Origin of the sequence: Methanosphaera sp. WGK6, from assembly GCF_001729965.1 — an archaeon.
GTDB lineage: Archaea > Methanobacteriota > Methanobacteria > Methanobacteriales > Methanobacteriaceae > Methanosphaera.
In genome coordinates this window covers 146240-168112 of the sequence record NZ_JRWK01000002.1, presented here as the reverse complement: position 1 = coordinate 168112, position 21873 = coordinate 146240, and the positions used below count along the sequence as shown (strand labels likewise).

Below are 21873 nucleotides of genomic sequence, written 5' to 3'. Positions count from 1 at the left end.
TTTAAACCCGAACACTCAAGAGTATAATTCTTAATCAAATATAATGTTATAATAGATTATCCTATAATAAATTTTACATTATATATCTATAATTATATTTTTAATTTTATACTATTTAATAATAACAATAATAAAAAAAAGAGTAAATAAATACAGACAAATAATCTCTTAAAAAAAACTAAAAAAGATTATTCATTATTTTTAATGATATCTTTATATTTAAATGCAGCTTCACCAGTACAAACCACCAAATCAGCATCTATACTTAATGCTTTTTTAAATCCACATAATACTTGATTTTTTGTTGCACCTAATGTTCCATCCTTACCCCCTTCTGGCATATTTTCAGGTAAAATAATTTTATTCATATATAATCCATCATCCAAGGCATTTTTAGCACAAATATAGGAATTATGTGAAGCAGGTACAATATAATCAGCATATTCTGCAGAACAATCAAGTATTTGTTTATCACCATTTAATCCAGATTCGGACGATGTTGTTATTACATTGATTATTGTTTTATAACTATTTTTTAGTTCTTTCATGACTGTTGTTATTCCAGCAGGATTATGTGCATAATCAACCATTATTTTTTTATCATGACTTTCTCCTATTAATTCCATACGTCCTGAAACACCCGTGAACGATAATATTGCTTTTTTAATAGTATCATACGAAATATTTAATATTTCATGAGCTATAATTATAGCACCTGTTGCATTATATATATTATGTATTCCAGTTATACTTAATTTAAAAAATATTTCTTCATTATCAGGAGTTTTTAATATAAATTCATTATGAGCATCATTTATATTATAAACAAGATAATCAGGCATACTATATTCTACACCACAATCACAATTATATTTTCCTACTCCTGCTATAACTTCCTTTAATTCAATATCTTTACCACAGAAACATTTCTTTGAAGCAGTATTTGTTGATTTAAAATCAATACCGAAAGAAATAAGATCCCCATCATATTTTAATTCATTCAATAATCCTTTTATTGTAGGATCATCATTGTTTATAATAAGTGTTTTATTATTTAGTAATTCAACAAGTTCACCTTTGACTCTAGCATAATTTAAAAAATCAGAATTTTCTGATAAATGATCAGGAGTTATATTTGTTATTAATCCAACATCCGGTTTACATGGCTTAGCTAATCTAGTTAAACTTCCAGCATATCCAAAAGTACCTGTTTCCAAGATATTTACATCACCATTTAATCTAGATTGTAATGAAGGTATATCTGCAGCATTTCCCTGCATTCCTTCCAAATTATGTTCACAAGGCTTTAAATTACCACTATAAGCAATATGTTTTAATAAATTAGTTGTAGTTGTTTTACCATTAGTTCCTGTGATACATATAACAGGATGTACTGGTTCAAACATTTCCAAAATATCTTTTACTGTTAAGATAGGAATATTATACCCTATTACTTTTTGATATAATTTAGAATTAGATTTAATTAATGCTGTTGGAAGTATCATGTAATCAGTAGTAGTAAAAAATGTTTCAGGTATTTGACCATAATATATATCCATATCAGGATAATCATCTAAAGCATTTTTAAATCTACATTTATCTTCATTTACCATGTCATTAGCTTGTACTTTAAAACCATGATCCATCAATATTCTAGCAATAAGATTACCATTAATTCCACATACACCAATTACACCAAATACTGTATCTTTAGTTATACTAGTTATTTCCATAACGTTTACTTCCTTCCATTAAACCGTTAAGCATCCTATTTTTTACTTGATCATAAGAATTAGATGCACCAGGACCTAGATGCACTATTATATCACCAGGTTTTGCATATTTCATTGCTAATTCAGCAGCTTCATCAATAGTACATACTGCTAATTTTATAACATCATCATTTTCAATAGCACTTAATAATTCAATTGCAGAATTCATATTCAAAGTATCCGTTATCTCAACATAACCTGTTGCTATAACCATATTAGCATAATCACCTATTACACGACCACTTTCAGCTTTATCACGTACCGTTGTTGAATCAACAGTATTGTATAATATAATCAAATGTTCATCTTTAATAGCCTCTAAAGCTTGTCTTACACTTTGATCACCATATGAAGCATCATAATATGCATCAACACCATTATATTTTCCAAGATATTCCATACGTCCACCCACTCCTGTGAACAATGCAATACCTTTTTTAACATCATCTATAGATAATCCATAAGTCATACTCGTAGCAACTGCTGCAGTTAAATTTTCATAATTATAAAATGCAATTGTATCAATATCAATACTTGTTTCAATTACATTCCCATCCTGTGTGACTTTAATATAATACTGATTATCATTATAGTATCCTTCATACATAGGAACATATTTTTCGATATCTACTTCTTCATCATTTTCAAAATTGAAGTATATTGTATCATCCCTTTTGTATGTTAATAAATCACCACACTGAACATTTGCAACAAGAGTATTACTTGCAGGTAAAATACATTCTTTACGATCAACATATTTCTGCATAGATCCACCAAATTCACATAAATGTTCTGGTCTAAGATTAGTTAAAACACCAATTTTTAAATCAAGATCAGATAATAAACCAAGAGTTCCATGAGGTAATTCTAGTATAGCAATATCTGCACCTTTATATTCTCCCTTTACAATATCATCCACAATTGCTTCACTTACTAAATTCCATTTCATGGAAGAACATTGATAAACATTAAATCCTGCAGCTTTAAAAATATTTGTTAACATGTCTGTTGTAGTGGTTTTTCCAAAAGATCCAGTGATTCCAATTTTATCCATATCAATTATTTCATTTACTATATTACTAATTGTTTTTCCCGTAACTATTATTTTAGATTGATTTTCTATTTCTTTACGAATAGGTGCTGTATCAGGTATTGTTGGTGCTAAAAATACTGCATCAAAATCATCAATAACAGGTGTTTTAACCCCTAAATCAAGAACCACACCTTCTTTTTTCAAAATATCTAACATTCCTTGACGTCTAGTTGTGAATTCATCATATGTTTTTGAATCCGTTATTGTAACATTTACCCCCTGATGATTTAATAATCTGGCTACTGGACGTCCAGCATTTCCTGCTCCTACTACAAGGCATGAATTAAATATCATATACTACACCCCTTTATTTAATGTTAAAAATTATTATTATAATCATAAATTATATATTATTAATCAAAAGATGAATCAAAAAAATTCTTCATAATTAAATATCTATTTTGATGAGTTAAATATTTTAATATTTATATTAGTGACCCTGTAAAAAATTATAATAGTAACCTGATTATGTTTTGTTTTCATCCAAAACTAATAATTTAATTTTTTATAATAAGCAATATTCTTATTTAAACAAGATATTAAATCAGATGTCCCCGATTTATTATCTAAAAAGCATAATTCATTTATAAAATATTTGGATTATATTTCTAATGATAAAATAACCAATAAAATATAAAAATAAGTATGTGAAAGATTAGTTTAATTTAATTTTTCAAAAAATAGAAAATTTAATTGATTTATCAATAAAAATATAAGTGTTTGCCAAAATTTAAATTAACTTTTGAAACGTGTGAATAAAATCTTAATTCTAAAATAAAGAAAAATTTTTATGAATTAATTTGTTTTAAGCAAACATTGATAATTAAAAAAAATATGGAATTATATTATATTATTTTTAATTAGAAGTTCCTTTGCAGGATCCATTCCTTGTGCTCCTAACAATAATATAACATCATCTTCATTCGCTAAATTCACTGTTTTTAATAAAGATTCTTCTAATGATTCAATTAAAGTATATTCAATGTTATTTTCATCCAAGATATTTAAAAAAATTTCTCGTTCAGACTCTAAAACTGTGTTTAAATGATTTACAACATCCACACTTTCAGTTAAAATTAATGTATAATTTAATTTATCTTTTAACGATTCCACCAAAGCTTCAGCAATTTCTTTATTAATATCATTACCCCTTGATCCTCTAATAGCATTTACTACAAATAAATTATTTCCTAATTTTGAACCATTTTCTATAGTTAAATTTATTCCAGATGGATTATGTGCAAAATCATCAATAATCACTGGATTTTCTTTGAGTTTAATAAATCTTCTTGCTAATGGTTTATAATTTCTTAATGATTTTATTACTTTTTCTTGATCTAATTGTTTATATATACAAACAGCCAAAGCTGCCATAATATCTTGTATAAAATGAATAGATGTGAATGGAAGATCAGTTTCTTTAACATATAATTCATTATATGAATAAATTCCTTTCCCTTCTTTATAAGAAATAGGTAATATATTATCAGAATCATAGTTTCCAAAAAACATTACATCAACATTTTCATTATTTTCAACAATTTTACTCATATTACGAATATTTTCATCTTCATAATTTAATACTAATAATGAAGGAGAATTCCTCTTATTAATTGCTGTTGCAGCACCTGATATTTCATTTAATAAATTATCAAAATTATTAACTAAATTAATATGATCCATAGATGCATTAGTTATTATAACTGCTTCTGAATCTAATGCACTAATCATTTGTAATGCATGATTTTTCATTAACTTATTTTCCCATCCTTGAACTTCAGATACTTCCAATGTGATAACATCAATATTATCCACAAGTTTATAAAAATCAAATAATTCTGAAGCTACTCTTGGATCTATAAGAGTATTTCCTTCAGATTCAGCATCAGTATTAGTATATGTATTAAAACCAAAATCAGAAAAAATAGTATAAAGAAGATGAGTGGTTGTAGATTTACCATTAGTCCCTGTTACTGCTATTTTAAATGCATTTGAAGCATAATTATCAACACTATTCTTTAATGCAAATGCTGTTGCATATTCAATATGTGTTGTAACAATTAATGGAAATTCTAATTTTTTTGCTACTTCCACAGCATCATTTTGAGGATTTTGTGTTATTAAACAAGAAATTCCTTTATTTTTTGCAATTTTTATTCCTTTATCATCAATTTTATGTCTGATAACAATATCATTTTTAGAAGCTTTATTCAAAAAAGTATATTTTCCAGATAAAAGAATATCCGGACCATAAAGTACACCATCAATCATATTTGCTAAAGATGATGCGTTAATACTATTTAATTGCATTTTATCTCCTTAAAATTCATTTATATTATGCCAAATAAAAATAAGGCAATGATTGAAACTATTAATGTAATACCCCAATATAAACATATAATTTTTTGCTCGGACATTCCATGATAATTTAAAGTATGATGTAATGGTTCTACAGGTAATGTAATAATATGTGCTCTATGTAATAGACTTATTACTACAGATATAATAGGTACTGCTAAAGAAATTATTGAAAATATTAATGAATTTCCTAATAAAGCTGCTACCATATACCCAGTTCCTAATGCATAAGATCCCGTATCCCCCATAAATATTTTTGCAGGATAATGATTTAATACTAAAAATCCAACTGCTGCACCTGCAATTACTACAAATGGTAATGAAGCAACAGATCCTGTTACTACACTAGTATATAATGCTGATGCAATAGATGCAATTGCAATTATACCTGCAGCTAATCCATCCATACCATCAATTAAATTAATTGAATTTATAGAACCAATTATTGCTAATATTGCTAAAGGTATCATTAAAACACCAATTTCAATACCACTTATATTAGTGGATAATATTCCTGGAAGAATTAAGAAACATGCTACTACAAATTGTGTTATTATTTTTTCTGTTTCAGTAGTTTCACTTTTAATTGGAATCTCATCAATTAAAGTAAGTTTATGTTCTTGTTCAACAATTTTTTCATAATCTTCTTTAGCTTTAGGTGATGCAACTCTTGCTTCTTCACCAGGTTGCAATGATAATAAACCTATTTGTACTGGTTCCTCACCATCATTACGAACTACCTTTTGATATTCTTTTACTTTGAAACCAAGTAAATCATCAAACATTCCAAAAATTCCAGCAACAAGCATCATAAGTGCTGTTACTAGTAAATAACTATTTTCATACCAGCCAAATAAGAACAAAGAGACTAGTATAACTCCAATGAGAATTCCAAATCCACCCATTGTAGGTGTTCCACTTTTTTGTCTATGTTCTGATACAATTGGATTATCCCTTATATCTGCTGCTAACAATTCTCTTCTAACAACTGATGTAAATATTGCTGTTGCAATAACAGTTATGAAAAATATAAGTATATCTGCTTGACCAATCACTATTTTAACCCCCCTAAAGTTAAAAATTGAATTTTATATAACTAGTTATTTCTTTTAATATTAAAATAACTAACTATTTTGAAAGAGATTAATTAAAATAATTAAACAAGAAATAATATTGAAAAAAATAGAAAAGAGAGAATTAATTAAAATGAATATTATTTTTCTTAGAATAATCACTTAGTAAATTATGAGTCACATCATTAAGATTAGTTCTATCTTCAGCACGTATTGTTACTCTTTGATAATGTTGTGGTCCATGTACAATATAGGAATTTGGACCTTCAAATACCTTATTTAATGGTATTTTTTGATTTTCTGGGAAATCTCCTACAGGAATTTCTGCTGAACAATAATTTTTAATTTTTGATTTAACTTGTTTAGCAGCCCAATTTCCCTTAGCCATATCAACTAATTGACATAATGGATAAATATCTGTTGTTGCTGCAGTCATATATCTTGTTCCACTAGGTCGTGTGTTTAATTCAATTACATAATCATTATTAGATTTATTATCATGTAATATGTCAATATCCATTGTTCCTTCAACTTTAACCAAATCAGCAATTTTTTCAGCTAAAATACATATATCATTATTATGTTTTTTATTATCAATTCCATCAATATTTAATGGAGCTTGTTTTATCTTTCTTAATGGATGTATACCTTCTAGAGTAGTATCTCCCTTATACACAGGACATAATGATACTGATTCATTATTCCATCGTAGAACTTCTATAGATACTTCAAAACCTTCAACATATTCTTCTGCAAATATATTATTTTTCTCATTTAAGAATTCAGAGATATCTTCTTTATTAACAGCAACTTTTACACCAGTACCACCCTGACCTTCAGGTGTTTTTAAGACAATAGGTAATTGTTCTTCCAAATTTTCTAAATCATAAGGTTCTTGAAGTTGTCTGAAAGTAGGTGTTTTAATTCCTTCTTTTTGTAAAAGTTTTTTTGTATTATATTTATCTGCTGCTAAATTTGCAGTATAAAATGAAGAAGATATTACAGGAATCCCATTTTCTTTTTCTAATGTATCCTTCATTTTACCTACTTCAGATAATGGAGGATCAATTCCAATTAACGGAATTACAGCATCAACATCTTCTTTTATAGCAATTTCCATTGGTTTGTCCATACCTCTTGGAACTATATACTTTTTATCAGCCAAATCAAGATTTATTGCATTTTCATTTGATTCTGTTACTATAGAAGTAATATTCTCTTTATTAAGATAGTATGCCACATCATCAAATAGACGGGAACCTATAAATAATATTTTCATTTTGATAACACTCCTTATTAAACTAATTCAACAAATAAATCAGTTAATTCTTCAACACTTTCTTTAATTTCATCAGAAATTGTATTTATTAAATTCATTTGTTTTGGTTGTATACCTATTGTTAAAACTTTACTCCCTACCGTTTTTTCAATATAATTTATTATGAAAGAAACAGGCATAGTGTGTGTTGACACATTGAATGTATCAATCTGATCTACATCAATATCAATAATTTTTCCAGGAGTTGTATCAAACTCCACTGCATCAACTATAATTATATGAGATGGTTTTAAATTTCGTATTTCCAGTGTATGATTTTCAGGAGTTGTTTCACTATTTAATAGATAGACATTATCTGTATTTTTATGAGTCAAATGCACTAATTTATCATATAATACATCTAACAATAATGGTCCTAATCCATCATCTCCTCTTAAAGGATTACCAATTCCCAAAATTAATAATTTATCATAATTTTTGATAAATTCACTTATTTTTTCTGATGTTTGTTTGGATAGTATCTAATCCACCCCCCATAATATATTTTAAATCTAATATAATCTTATCATCTTTTTCTACACATAGTTTATCTACTGGTATTAATAATGGTGGATTTAACATAGGTGTTGGTCCAGTGATAAGTTCATCAGTTATTATAGTATATGTTGTTAATTTAATTGCATTTATTATTCCACTAGTTTTAGCCCTTAATACAATGTTTTCATTAACTTTATCATTAATTTTTTCTGAAAATATTACTTCATTATATTTAATTTCTTCAGATAATTTCATGTATTCCGGAACGTTGTCTTCATAATATGTTATATGTTGAATATTTGTAGAGATTAATTGAATTGTAGTATATGCTGCTTGAGGTATGAATACTGTTGAATCTGTTGTATAATTTAAACAATTATTTATAACAGGTACTTGTTCTTCATCAATCAAAGCTGTATCCATCATTTCACATATAATAATATCCGGTTTTTCTAAAAAAACATGTTTTGTTGCATCTTCATGTATTAATTGAATATTATCATATTTTGAAAAATTAGCTGATGTTTTTTTTAATATGAATGGATTTTGTTCTACTGCATAAACTTTTTTAGCATGCTCTGATGCAAATTCTGCTAAAATTCCAGAACCCGTTCCTAAATCATACACTATACCATTAGCTTTTTGAGTTATAGCTTTTTTGAAGAGATTAATACGTTGAATATCTTTAATTAAATCATCATAATATGTCATTAATAATTAGTTATATACCCTTATTATAATTAAATTTTAAAATAATTTTCTTAAAAAAAAAGTTCTAAATCGTTTATAATCAAACTTGAATAAATCTGAGAATTTAATAAATAAAAAGTTGTGGGTATAAATAAGTTTTTTATTTAATTCTCATTATCAGCTACTTTTTCAAGTTCTCCAGTACTTGCACTGGTTAATTTAACGTGTTCAACACCTTTTAATCTCATGATTTTTTCTGTTAAATCACGTATATGTATTACATCACCTTTTACTATTATAACTTCCAAACAATATTTGTGATTCATGTGAATATGTAAGCTTGCATTGATTTGATCACGAAAATCATGTTGAATGTCAGTCATAGCTTCCATTACACCAACATAATGATGATCATAAATTACTGCTAATACTCCAACTCTTTCACCTTTCATCTCATTCATCCATTGATATCTGAGAATATAATCTTTTAATGCGTCACGTATTCCTTTAGAACGTGATTGATATCCTCTATCACGTAACACATCATCAAATTCATTTAAAAGATTATTTGGTAATGACATACTTATTCGCATATACATCTCTCCAAATCATTAGAATTGAATATAATATGGATTCCATAAATTCATATTATTAAATATAATTATGAATTTAATAATATTAATAACTATGTCTATATTATATATTAATTAGAAAAAATTCAATAAATAATAATTTCAAAGATTTACTATAACAGTTATGTGTATTTTATTTAAAATAAAAGTAATTAATAAGTTACTAGTTGATAAAATATAATTTTGAAAGGTGAAACTATGCTTGTAAAAGAAATAATGAATAAAAACATATATTCCATTGATTCATCCCAAACAATCCATGAAGCATTGCATGAAATGTATAATCATGGTGTTGAACGATTATTCATATTTGATAAAAAAGAAAATCCTATTGGTGTAATCTCTTATAAAGATATTTTATTACTAGTAGGATCTGATGAAACTATGCTTGACATAAATATAGTTAAGGTTTCAGACATAATGACAGAAAATGTCAATACTATTGATGCTAATGATTCAATTCAAGATGCTTCAAATTTAATGTTACGAGCAGAAATTTCAGGATTACTTGTAACAGAACATGAAAAAAATGTTGGAGTCATTACAAAGACAGATATTTGTAGAATTGTTTCAATATCCACAATTATTCCAAAATAATATTTTTTTAATAAAAATAGGTTAAACCCAAAGCTTTATATATAACATAGTATAAACTTTATAATAGTGTTAGTAAAACTGACTAACATATTTAGATGCAGCGATAGTCCAGGCTGGCTAAGACTCTACCCTGCCACGGTAGTGACCCGGGTTCAAATCCCGGTCGTTGCATTTTTCATATGCGGTTGTAGTCTAGTCTGGCTAGGACTTGGGCCTTCCAAGCCTACGACCCGGGTTCAAATCCCGGCAGCCGCACTACTTTAAAAAAAAACTAATTTTAATAACAAATTATAATGAAATAATAAAAATTTACATTTCTCATATGCGGTTGTAGTCTAGTCTGGCTAGGACTTGGGCCTTCCAAGCCTACGACCCGGGTTCAAATCCCGGCAGCCGCACTATTTTAAAAAAAAACTAATTTTAATAACAAATTATCTTCAACTAGTTCAGTACAAACTAACTTCACTAATTATAAATAAAATCTTAATAACTACAATAATTAATATTAAATATTATATAACTATTTAAAAATCAATGAAAGATGATAAAAGTGAACGGTATAATAGTAGGTGCAGGACGTATAGGTTATAATTTAGCTCGATCAATGGTTGAAAAACATGACATTACTCTTATTGATAAAGACAAAGAAACTTGTAATAACATCAATGATTTATTAGACTGTTATGTTATTCATGGAACCGGAACTAATACTCGGATATTAGAAGATGCAAATATTTCAAAAGCAGATTTTTTTGTTGCAGCTACAGGTAATGATGAAGTCAACCTATTATCATCAGTATATGCTAAAGAAAATGGTGTTGAAATCATAGCATCCCGTCTTAATAACATAGACCATATAGAAATATTTAGAAAATTAGGAATTCACTTTATTAATCCAGAAACCAGTGCAATGAGATTTATTGCAAGAAGTATTGTAAGACCTACTGCACAATCATTAGTATCTCTTGGACAAGGAGATGCTGAAATAATTGAATTAAAAGTAAAAAATAAAAATCTTGCATTTCTACCAATACATGAAATTGAGAATAATACCAACAAATTTATCATAGTAACTATTTATATTAATGATGAAGCAATCATACCTACCCCAGATACTGAATTAGGCTATGATGATAGTATTGCAGTATTAGTTAAAAGAGAATATATAACTGAAGTTAAACAATATTTTACAGAAAATTCCTTAGAATAACTTAGTATATGTACCGAGTTTAGAAAATGTCCAATAACAAAATAATCACATTATCAAATTTCCTAAGAAAAGAAGGTATGAACATTAGTATTAGAAGTACTATTACAGCTTCATGGTTTTGGGATAATTATTATGAAAAAAGTACTCCTTCGGAATTAAAAAAATCTTTAGAAGTAATATATGTTAAAAATAAAGAAGATGTTTCAAAATTTAATCAGGTGTATGATAAATTATTTAATGAGAATAATATTAGAGAAAAAATAAATTCTTTAAAAGATTACGAAATCAAAGATAAATTAGAAAATCAAACAGATACCCATCAAATTTCACAAAATCAAGAAGATAAACTAAACAAAGAATTAATCGAAACTAGAAAACAAGAAAAGATAATTAATGATAAACTAACTCAAAATAGTATGATTATGCTTGATCCTTATGATAAACGTGTTTTTGATATATGTCAAAGATTAAGTAAAAAAATAGCTAATCAACGATCAAAACGTAAAAAACTCCAGAAATCCAATAAACTTAATATGCCCCATACTCTTCGATTTAATTTGAAGAATGGAGGTCATCTTATAAAATTATTTCATCAAAAACCACCCCTCAAAAAAACAAAACAAATTTTTTTATGTGATGTTAGTGGATCTTGTGAATGGAGTAGCACATGGTTTTTTGCAATAATGTATGGTTGTTATAAGACCTTTGATAAAATAACATTATATGACTTTGATAATAACCTTATTGATGTTACTGATACTTTATGTTCTGATTTTAAAAATACATCTCAAATAAATTTTACTCATAGAAATTTAGGTGTTAAAGCATATGGCCAGTCAGATATGGCTACTGTATTTAAGCAAGTACTAACTGAAGTTTCCCTAAATAATCATACAGATATTATAATATTAAGTGATTGCAGAGATTGGCGTGGAAAACAACAATATGGTGTTCTTGAAAGTGCTAAACTATTACGACAAATTGTTATTAAATCAAGAAAAGTAATCATATTGAATCCTGAGAAAAAAATAAGATGGAATACACCTACAAGTTGTGTGAAAGATTATCAACAAGCAGGTGCTAAAATTTATGAAACATATACTTTAAATCAATTTGCAAATATAATTAGTAGAATATAAATAATATAAAATATTATAAACCAATATATTAATATATATCAATATAATTATAGGAGTGTTTTAATGATTAATGAGAAAATTTTAACATTATCTTCATTTCTAAGAGACAATGGAATGAACATTAGTATACGCAGTACTATTCTTGCTTCCCAAGTAATGGAAATGTACAGTTATAAATTCAATTCTGATGAAATGAAAGAAGCATTGAAATGCATATATGTAAAAAATAAAGATGATCTTCCAAAATATGAAAGATTATATAATTTTGTTTTTGTATATAATAAAAACACATTTGATAACTCATTAGATCATGAACACATACAAATAGATAATAAAAATGTAAAAAAACAAGATAACAGACATACCGATACAAATAAAATTAAACAAGAAAAGAAAAAAGTAGCCAGTGATACCACTCGAGAAACAATTATTAAAAGAAGATTACAACATAAAGAACATGTTGATAAATCTGTGTTAGATGATGAATTTACTTCATTAAACAGTATTGATTATAGAGTATATGACATATGTACTGATTTTAGTAAAAAAATAGCTAATCAACGATCTATAAGAAAAAAAAGTAAAAAAAATAAAGGAGTACATATCCCACGAACTATACGAAAAAATCTCAAAAATGGAGGTCATTTAATAAATCTAGTAGGGCAAAAACCACCACTCCACAAATCAAGACATTTATTCTTATGTGATATTAGTGGATCCTGTGAATGGGCTACAACATGGTTTTTTACTTTATTAACAGGTTGTCATAAATCATTTGATAAACTTGAAATATACCTCTTTGATAACAGAATTATTGATGTAACTCATGCATTGGAGTCATCATTTAAAAACACGTATCAAGTAAATATTGGTCTTCAATCATTAGGTCTAAGACCACGATGTCATTCAGATATGACTAAATCTTTTGAAGAATTTTTAAAAGAAGCTAGGTTAAATAAACATACTGATGTAATTTTACTAACCGATTGTAGAGATTGGACTGGAAAACGAGAAAAGGGTGTTCTTGAAAGTGCTACAATATTAAATAAAATAAAAATTAAATCGAGAAAAGTAATTATATTGAATCCTGAGAAAAAAATAAGATGGAATACACCTACAAGTTGTGTGAAAGATTATGAAGAAATTGGAGCGTCAGTACATCAAACAAGCACTATTAAAGAATTTGCCAAAGTAATAAAAGAAATTTAAAAAAAAAGAAAAAAAATTAATCATTTAATAGTTTCTCAAAAAAGGACATATCCACATTATTTGCAAATAAATCACCTAATTGATTATAATTAACTCTTTTTGATTCTTTAAAATCATCATTAGTTAATCCTATAGGTTCTAATCCTTTATTTATACGTAAATGATCAGTGAAATTTCTTCTGAATTCAAAATTATGGAAAATTCCATGGAAATAAGTTCCACAAATATTATCTTTGATAGCTCCATCAAATTGACCACTTTGATCGTTACCATTACCTTTTTCTACTTTTATAAATGGTTTTACAGTATTTTTTAATATTGTAATTCCTTCATGTAATTCATAACCTGTTACAGAAGTACCTTTTTTGAAACCTAAAGCACTATCTTCCAGAATAGTTCCTCTACTTTGTTTAACTACTTTATCAATTCGACCAAATTCTGTTTTAATATCCAGCAGTCCTAATCCATCTACAGACCCATATTTTGACTCAGAACAGTTAGAATCAATAATTTTTTTAGATAACATTTGATACCCACCACAAATTCCAAAAATAGGTATTTCTTTAGATACCTCTCTAATATAATCAAATGCTCCTGATTTTTTTAGTTCTTCTATATCATTTACAGTATTCCTTGTTCCTGGAATTACTAGAGCATCCAAATCATCAAATTTATCATAGATATTTACTAATTTTATACCAACATCCTCTTCATAATCTAATGGATCTATATCTGTAAAATTAGAAATACGTGGTAATCTTAAAGTACCAATTGTTATTTTTTCATTTTCACTAAAGTGATGTGTTGATAAAGAAGCAGAATCTTCTTCAGGTAAATTTAACGTTTCATCAAAAGGAATTATTCCAATCACTGGAATATTAGTTAATTCTTCTATTTTATCTATACCTGATTTAAGTACATCTGCATTTCCCCTAAATTTATTAATTATAATTGCTTTAATTAATTTTCTATCTTCTTCAGGTATCAAGAAATAAGTACCTACTATTGCAGCAAAAACACCACCTTGATCAATATCAGCCACTAATATAACATCAGCATTAGTCATCCTTGCAATTAACATATTAGCTAAGTCTTTATCATACATATTTATCTCAGCAGGAGAACCCGCACCTTCAATTACAGTTATATCATAATCTTCTTTAAGATATTCTAAAGAACTTTTGATGGCAGTGATTGCTTGGCCTCTGAAATTATTTTGATAATCATCAAAACGCATATTTCCAGCAGGTTTTCCTCGTACAATTACTTGTGAAGTGAAATCTTCCTTTGGCTTTAATAATATTGGATTCATATTACAATTAGGTTCTATACCTGCAGCTTCTGCTTGCATTACTTGTGCTATGGACATCTCATCATCATCAATTGTTGTATATGAATTTAAAGACATATTTTGTGATTTGAAAGGAGTTACACGATAACCTTTCCTTGATAATAAATTACATAATGCTGCTGCCGTAAGTGTTTTTCCAGCATTGGATGAAGTTCCCTGAAACATTATATATTTCATTAATTAAATTCCCCCTTTAATTTATTAAGTTGTTGATGATATATTTGTAGTATTTACTAATTTAATACTATGGCAAATTTTTAAAAAAAAGAAAGTATAATATAAAATTCTATTGAAAAACAAAAGTATCTCTCCATGAATTCTAAAAAAATAGTATATTTTAAATACCTATGGTTATTTAAATATATAATGGAAATTATAGATAATATTATATAAAATACCAGAATAAAAAATATTATGATTATAAATATAAAAAAATACGATAAACAACAAATACAATATCATTGAAGTTAATTTAAAAAAAGGAGGAATAACTATTACAAATACAGATCATGAAGAAAAAATCAAAAAAGAAAACAGGGAAAATGAAGAAAAAATTTGTATAGATATTGAAGAACCCGAAGAAATAACAGAAGAAAATAAAACCTCCCCCAAAGAAATAAAACGCGAAATTAAAACAAATAATTATGATTTATCAAACCATATAGTATCCGAAATAAACCCTGAAGAATATTCCGACACTGATGAAATAGAAATACCTAAAATGCTTATTGACCAAATTATTGGTCAAGAAGATGCAGTAGAAACTATAAAAAAAGCAGCTAAACAAAGAAGAAATGTGTTACTGATTGGAGAACCAGGTATTGGTAAATCCATGATTGCTAAAGCTATGGCAGAATTACTGCCCCCTGAAGATTTACAAGACATACTAATATACCCAAATGTTGAAAATCCCAATAACCCATTAGTGGGAATTATGCCTGCAGGTCAAGGAAAAAAAATTGTGGAAAATGCAAAAAAACAATTTAAAAGTCAAGAAGAACGAAAAAACATATTTACAATAGCAATCATTGCATTAATCATGGCAATTGGATTTATAACAAATCAATTTCTCACTGCAATTATAGCAGTAGGCATAGTATTTTTTGCACTATATCAACTAAAACCAAAAGGACAACAACAATCACCAAAACTTTTAGTAAATAATGATAATAAAGAAGTAGCACCATTTATTGATGCAACAGGTGCTCATGCAGGAGCATTACTTGGTGATGTAAGACATGACCCATATCAATCAGGAGGTTTAGGAACCCCAGCTCATGAACGAGTAGAAAGTGGAATGATACATCGAGCAAACAAAGGAGTATTATACATTGATGAAATTGGAACAATGAATATGAAAACACAACAAGAACTATTAACTGCTCTTCAAGAACATAAATACCAAATTACAGGTCAAAGTGATACAAGTAGTGGTGCAATGGTTCGGACAGATGCAGTTCCATGTGATTTTGTATTAGTAGCTTCAGGAAACCTAGAAGTACTAAAAGATATGCATATAGCACTAAGATCAAGAATAAGAGGTTATGGATACGAAATATTCATGAAAGATTCCATGAAAGACACTCCAGAAAACAGAAAAAAACTCGCTCAATTTGTAGCTCAAGAAGTAAAAAATGATGGTAGAATACCACATTTCACCAAAGAAGCTGTTGCAGAAATAATTAAAGAAGCCCAACGTAGAGCAGGAAAAAAAGATTCATTAACACTTAAATTAAGAGATTTAGGTGGATTAGTTCGTGCTGCAGGAGATGTAGCTATAGAAGAAAATGCTGATGAAGTAACAGAAGAACATGTATTTAAAGCTAAAAAACAATCCAGAACATTAGAACAACAAATAGCAGATAGATATATATCACAAAGAAAAGAATATAGTGTATTTGCAAATCAAGGTTCTAAAATAGGATGTATTAATGGTTTAGCAGTTATTGGTAACTCAAGTGGTATTGTTTTACCTATAGCTGCAGAAGCTGCACCATCCCAAAGTAAAGAAGAAGGAAAAATTATTGCAGCAGGAAAATTAGGAGATATTGCTAAAGAAGCTGTTCAAAACGTTGGTGCTATTATTAAAAAAAGTATTGGAAAAGATATATCTAACTATGACATACATATCCAATTTGTACAATCTTACGATGGAGTTGAAGGAGATAGTGCAAGTGTATCAATGGCTACTGCAATAATATCAGCAATAGAAGACATACCTATCGACCAAACACTTGCATTAACAGGTTCTTTAAGTGTACGTGGAACAGTACTTCCTATTGGTGGTGTAACATACAAAATAGAAGCAGCTGCAGAATCCGGAATGAAACGTGTACTTATTCCTGCATCAAATATAGATGATGTATTAATAGATAAAAAATACATGGATCAAATTGAGATTATTCCTGTGAAAACTCTAACAGACGTACTTGAACATGCCCTAGTAGGTCCTAAAAAAGAAGAATTTATTAACACATTGAAAGAAGAAACTAAATAAAATTAAAGAAATTACACTTACACACAAAAATATCATAAATTCTGAACCTTCAAAATCACATTATATAAGAAGTAGGACCTTCTTATTATTCTTTTTTTAAAAAAAAATATACTGTATTTTAGATATAAATAAATAGTAATAACTAAAAAATTTAAAATTATATAATGAATATTATTCTTTTTTGTATTAATCTCAGTCTAACGAAAATAAATAATAATTATAAGTAAATTAACCCATATTTATTTTAATATTTACTCTAACATATGTTGTATAATACGCCAGTATTATTTAAATAGAACAAATATCCTACTAAGTACCAAAAGAATAATATTAAAAATATAAAAATTTAGAAAAACAAGGAGACCAAAAATGGAAAAATTAAAATTTAAGGACTTAAATATATCTCCCGAAATCCAGAAAGCTGTAGAAGACATGGGTTTTGAAGAAGCATCACCAATACAATCACTTGCAATTCCACAAATTTTAGCTCATAAAGATGTAACAGGTCAAGCACAAACTGGTACTGGTAAAACAGCTGCATTTGGAATACCATTGCTTGAAAATATAGATAATGAAAATAGAAATTTACAAGCAATAATTCTCTGTCCGACACGTGAATTAGCAATCCAAGTAGCAGAAGAATTAAGAAAATTATCAGCATACCTCCCAAAAATTAATGTACTGCCAGTTTATGGAGGACAACCAATTGATAGACAAATAAAAGCACTGCAAAAAGGTGTTCAAATTATCATAGGTACTCCTGGAAGAGTAATGGACCATATTGATAGAAAAACATTGAACTTGAAAAATATTAAAACAGTGATATTAGATGAAGCTGATGAAATGTTAGATATGGGATTTCGTGAAGATATTGAATATATTCTTGAAGATATACCTTATGAAAGACAATTTCTTTTATTTTCAGCAACATTACCTCCAGAAATACTTCAATTAGCAAAAAGGTATCAAAATAACCCTGAAATCGTTAAAGTAACCCAACATGAATTAACTACACCCGATGTAGAGCAAAAATACTTTGAAGTAAAAGAAGATATGAAATTAGAATTATTATCAAGAATTTTAGATCTACATGATTTTGATTTATCATTAGTATTTTGTAATACAAAAAGAAAAGTAGATAAGTTAGTGAGTCATTTACAAATAAGAGGATATCTTGCAGATGGTCTACATGGTGATTTAACACAAAATCAAAGAGATCGTGTGATGCATAAATTTAAAAAGAATAATATAGAAATACTTGTTGCTACAGATGTAGCTGCTCGAGGAATTGATGTTAGTGGAGTTGAAGCAGTTTTCAACTATGATATTCCTAATGATAATGAATATTATGTTCATCGTATAGGTCGTACAGGAAGAGCTGGAAAAACTGGAAAAGCATATAGTTTTGTTTCTGGTCGAGAGATATACCAATTACGAGATATCCAAAGATATGCTAAAACCAAAATAGAACAAGCTCCAATTCCATCGTTAAGTGATGTAGAAGAAGTTAAAAAAGATAACTTCATAGAACAATTAAAAGAACGAATAAATACAGAAGATATTTCTAAAGAAATATATATTATAGAAAAATTACTTGAAGAAGACTATAACTCCATAGACATTGCAGCAACACTCCTAAAAGGAATTATGGAAGACAGCAAATATAAAGAAGAAGAATTTGGAGATACTGAAGCACATGAAGGATTTGTGAGATTTTTTATTAGTGTTGGAAGAAAACAAGACATTACAGTTAATGTAATTCTTAACTCAATACATGAAAAAACAGGACTTACAGGTCATCAAATAGGCAATATAGATATATTCGATAATTTTTCATTTGTAGAAATACCCCTTGCTAACGCTTCTGATTTCTATAGATTTATGAGTGATACATACATTGAAAATAAACATGCACATATTGAACCTGCAAAACCTCGTGATAAAACTAAGAAAAGAAATAACAATAAGAAAAAATTTACCAATAAACGAAATAGAAAAAGTAAGAAATTCAATCCACATAGAACAGATAATTACCAGAACGAAAATTATTCTAGAAAAGGATATGATAAAAATAATTATCATAAAAAAACTTATAAAAAAAATAACTATGGAAATAATGATTATTCACCATAATCATATTCTTTTTTTGATTAAAACTATTTTTCAATTATCATATAAAAAAAATAGAAAAAATAAATATTTTTTAAATAATTTTATACTTTTATAAGACATTTTATTAAAAAAGCTATAACGTTTTTAAATGTTCAGCTATTGTTTTAGCAACACTTATATTAGCAACTTCACTTTTTAATGTATTAGTTCCTTGTACTGAATTTGCTCCAGCAGCATTTATTTTAAGTACTGCATCATTTACTAAAACAGGATGTACACAAACAACATCTACTGATTTAGCTCCTTGTAATTTTAAAATATTTATAGCATTTACTATAGTTCCACCAGTACTTATTATATCATCCACTATTATAACACTACGATTATCTACTGAAATACTTTTTGTTTTCGTTTTAACTTTTTCAGGAGATAATCTTACTTTTTCTAAATAATCATAATCAGTATTAAGTAATGTAGCTATTTCTTTTGCAAAATTCTCTGCCCCTTTATCTGGTGCTAATATAATTGGTTTTTTCTCAGGAAAATTTATTCTAATATAATCTGCTATAGCTGGCATTGCAGATAAATTATTTACTGGAATATCATATAAATCACAAATACTTTCTTCATGTAAATTTATAGATACTAAATGTTTAACACCCATTGTTTGAATTAATTTTGCTGTTGCTTTAGCAGATATACATTCTACTTCTTTAAATCTACGTTCTTGACGGCTATATCCAAGATAAGGTGATACAAGAGTTATATTTTTAATATTCATATCTCCAAGAGTATCTAATATAAAAAATAATTCCATCATATTTTCATCTTGTGGATAACCAGTAGATTGAATTATAGTTACCTGTTCATCTTCACATATTTCATCTTTTATTCTGAAATATCTTTCACCATCAGGAAACTTTTTAGTTTCAACCGAACATAATTTATCATTTAATTCTCGTGCAACTTCTGCAGCTAATGCTTGAGATGCAGATCCTCCAATAATCACTTAATATTACTCTCCTTAATTTCTACAATAAGTACTTCATAAATTCCATTTTTTTAAAATAATAAAAATTACCTATAAAAAAATAAATCATACTTCATATATTAATTTATAACTTTTATTTTTAAAATAGATTACATATTAATCTTAAAGAAATAATAATACATTAATAATTATTAATATAATATACAAATATAATATTGATAAATAAATTTAAAAAAAAATATAAAAAGTTTATTAAAACATTAAGTAATACTAAATTATGATATTGGAGTTAAAAAATGCATGAATTATCTATGGCAAATAGTATGGTAGAAGCAATATTAGATACTGCAAAGAAAAATGATGCTATACAAGTAACTGAAGCCGTCTTAGAAGTAGGGGAACTTACAATGTTAAACCCAGAACAACTAAGATTTATGATGGATGTTTTAAGAGAAGATACTATCTTAAAAGATGCTGAAATTATAATTAATATGATCCCCATTGAAATAGAATGTGAATCATGTGGTTTTAAAGGAGTTAGTAAAACTGATGAAGAAATGGATCATTTGATGGCTGTAGCCACATGTCCAAAATGTGATAATACAAGAGTCCATATCATTCAAGGACAAGAATGCAATATTAAAACAATAAAAATAGAAAAGGAAGATTAAAATGCATAATATAGCTAGTATAGATGTAGAACAAGACATAATCCAAGCTAATGATAAATTAGCTTATGAAAATAGAAGAATTTTAGATGAAAATAATGTATTTGCTGTTGATCTTGTAGGCGCAGTAGGTTCTGGTAAAACATCACTTCTTGAAAAATTAATTGATGAAATGGAAGATGATATTGGAGTTATAGCAGGAGATATTTTAAGTAAATTTGATGCGAAAAGAATCGAAGATAAAAATGTTCCTGTGAAAGGATTAAACACTGGAAAAGAATGCCATTTAGATGCACACTTAGTTGAACATGCTTTACCAGACATACCCCTTGAAGATATATCAATATTATTTGTAGAAAATGTGGGAAATCTAATTTGTCCTGCAGATTTTAACCTAGGAACTCATGTAAGAACTGTAATTATTAGTGTTACAGAGGGTGATGATACTGCTGAAAAACATCCTATGATTTTTAAAGGAGCTGACATGGCCATTGTAAATAAAGTGGATTTGGCTGATGCAGTAGGTGCAGATGCAGACAAAATGGTTAAAGATGTGAAAACAATAAATCCAGACATACCTGTTGTTAAATGTAGTTTAAAAACAGGTGAAGGTGTAGATGAAATTATTGCATTATACAAAAAATTTCAAAGTAAAAAATAATAAT

18 protein-coding genes and 3 tRNA genes are annotated in these 21873 nt (G+C 27.3%); 11 read left to right on the top strand and 10 right to left on the bottom strand.

Going from position 1 to position 21873, the window contains the following annotated elements:
• Window positions 1-188: 188 nt before the first annotated feature.
• The 8 genes from NL43_RS01895 to nikR all read right to left on the bottom strand — a co-directional run bounded on the left by NL43_RS01895 (window position 189) and on the right by nikR (window position 9395).
• Entirely contained in the window at window positions 189-1733 is a 1545-nt protein-coding gene (locus NL43_RS01895) for a Mur ligase family protein (protein ID WP_069592344.1), read from the bottom strand.
• On the bottom strand, window positions 1720-3159 hold the full coding sequence (locus NL43_RS01890) for a Mur ligase family protein (RefSeq protein ID WP_069592343.1): 1440 nt from the start codon (window positions 3157-3159) through the stop codon (window positions 1720-1722). Before NL43_RS01890 ends, NL43_RS01895 begins: the two co-directional genes overlap by 14 nt.
• Window positions 3160-3705: 546 nt before the next feature.
• Window positions 3706-5175, bottom strand: coding sequence for a Mur ligase family protein (locus NL43_RS01885; RefSeq protein ID WP_069592342.1), 1470 nt, complete (start codon window positions 5173-5175; stop codon window positions 3706-3708).
• A gap of 20 nt (window positions 5176-5195) precedes the next feature.
• Window positions 5196-6278 (bottom strand): glycosyltransferase family 4 protein, encoded by a 1083-nt coding sequence (locus tag NL43_RS01880; protein WP_069592341.1) that lies wholly within the window; start codon window positions 6276-6278, stop codon window positions 5196-5198.
• A 142-nt stretch (window positions 6279-6420) separates the two neighbouring features.
• Window positions 6421-7575 carry an ATP-grasp domain-containing protein gene (locus NL43_RS01875; protein ID WP_069592340.1) on the bottom strand — a complete coding sequence of 385 codons (1155 nt, stop codon included), beginning with the start codon at window positions 7573-7575 and terminating at the stop codon, window positions 6421-6423.
• Between the two features lie 17 nt (window positions 7576-7592).
• Window positions 7593-8030, bottom strand: coding sequence for a hydrogenase maturation peptidase HycI (gene hycI, locus NL43_RS01870; protein ID WP_158005539.1), 438 nt, complete (start codon window positions 8028-8030; stop codon window positions 7593-7595).
• Between the two features lie 31 nt (window positions 8031-8061).
• Entirely contained in the window at window positions 8062-8823 is a 762-nt protein-coding gene (locus tag NL43_RS01865) for a methyltransferase domain-containing protein (RefSeq protein WP_069592338.1), read from the bottom strand.
• A 143-nt stretch (window positions 8824-8966) separates the two neighbouring features.
• The gene (nikR, locus tag NL43_RS01860) at window positions 8967-9395 is read right to left on the bottom strand and encodes a nickel-responsive transcriptional regulator NikR (protein ID WP_069592337.1); all 429 of its coding nucleotides are present in this window, start codon (window positions 9393-9395) and stop codon (window positions 8967-8969) included.
• Window positions 9396-9632: 237 nt separating this feature from the next.
• On the opposite strand from nikR, the gene NL43_RS01855 reads away from it, so the two are divergent.
• The 7 genes from NL43_RS01855 (at window position 9633) to NL43_RS01825 (ending at window position 13589) form a co-directional block, all read left to right on the top strand.
• On the top strand, window positions 9633-10031 hold the full coding sequence (locus NL43_RS01855; RefSeq protein ID WP_069592336.1) for a cyclic nucleotide-binding/CBS domain-containing protein: 399 nt from the start codon (window positions 9633-9635) through the stop codon (window positions 10029-10031).
• Between the two features lie 97 nt (window positions 10032-10128).
• Window positions 10129-10202: transfer RNA gene (locus NL43_RS01850), tRNA-Gly, on the top strand.
• A 10-nt stretch (window positions 10203-10212) separates the two neighbouring features.
• Window positions 10213-10286 (top strand) — tRNA-Gly (locus NL43_RS01845).
• Between the two features lie 69 nt (window positions 10287-10355).
• Window positions 10356-10429: transfer RNA gene (locus NL43_RS01840), tRNA-Gly, on the top strand.
• 152 nt (window positions 10430-10581) lie between these two features.
• A complete protein-coding gene (locus NL43_RS01835; RefSeq protein ID WP_158005538.1) occupies window positions 10582-11241 on the top strand; it encodes a TrkA family potassium uptake protein in 660 nt (219 codons plus the stop codon).
• 26 nt (window positions 11242-11267) lie between these two features.
• A complete protein-coding gene (locus tag NL43_RS01830) occupies window positions 11268-12380 on the top strand; it encodes a VWA domain-containing protein (RefSeq protein WP_084790336.1) in 1113 nt (370 codons plus the stop codon).
• Between the two features lie 63 nt (window positions 12381-12443).
• On the top strand, window positions 12444-13589 hold the full coding sequence (locus NL43_RS01825) for a VWA domain-containing protein (RefSeq protein WP_069592333.1): 1146 nt from the start codon (window positions 12444-12446) through the stop codon (window positions 13587-13589).
• A gap of 16 nt (window positions 13590-13605) precedes the next feature.
• Here the strand turns inward: NL43_RS01825 and cobQ are convergent, their stop codons facing one another.
• The gene (gene cobQ, locus NL43_RS01820; protein WP_069592332.1) at window positions 13606-15117 is read right to left on the bottom strand and encodes a cobyric acid synthase CobQ; all 1512 of its coding nucleotides are present in this window, start codon (window positions 15115-15117) and stop codon (window positions 13606-13608) included.
• A gap of 484 nt (window positions 15118-15601) precedes the next feature.
• Here cobQ and lonB point away from each other — a divergent pair, with 484 nt between their 5' ends.
• Both lonB and NL43_RS01810 read left to right on the top strand, forming a co-directional pair.
• A complete protein-coding gene (gene lonB / locus NL43_RS01815) occupies window positions 15602-17437 on the top strand; it encodes an ATP-dependent protease LonB (RefSeq protein WP_241776198.1) in 1836 nt (611 codons plus the stop codon).
• A 369-nt stretch (window positions 17438-17806) separates the two neighbouring features.
• Window positions 17807-19570 (top strand): DEAD/DEAH box helicase, encoded by a 1764-nt coding sequence (locus tag NL43_RS01810; RefSeq protein ID WP_069592330.1) that lies wholly within the window; start codon window positions 17807-17809, stop codon window positions 19568-19570.
• 112 nt (window positions 19571-19682) lie between these two features.
• Here NL43_RS01810 and NL43_RS01805 read toward each other — a convergent pair whose 3' ends face one another.
• A complete protein-coding gene (locus tag NL43_RS01805) occupies window positions 19683-20558 on the bottom strand; it encodes a ribose-phosphate diphosphokinase (protein ID WP_069592329.1) in 876 nt (291 codons plus the stop codon).
• A gap of 278 nt (window positions 20559-20836) precedes the next feature.
• Here NL43_RS01805 and hypA point away from each other — a divergent pair, with 278 nt between their 5' ends.
• Both hypA and hypB read left to right on the top strand, forming a co-directional pair.
• Complete coding sequence (hypA, locus tag NL43_RS01800; RefSeq protein ID WP_069592328.1) at window positions 20837-21211, top strand: hydrogenase maturation nickel metallochaperone HypA; 375 nt, start codon at window positions 20837-20839, stop codon at window positions 21209-21211.
• 1 nt (window position 21212) lies between these two features.
• Window positions 21213-21869 (top strand): hydrogenase nickel incorporation protein HypB, encoded by a 657-nt coding sequence (gene hypB / locus NL43_RS01795; RefSeq protein WP_069592327.1) that lies wholly within the window; start codon window positions 21213-21215, stop codon window positions 21867-21869.
• The last annotated feature ends 4 nt before the right edge of the window (window positions 21870-21873 follow it).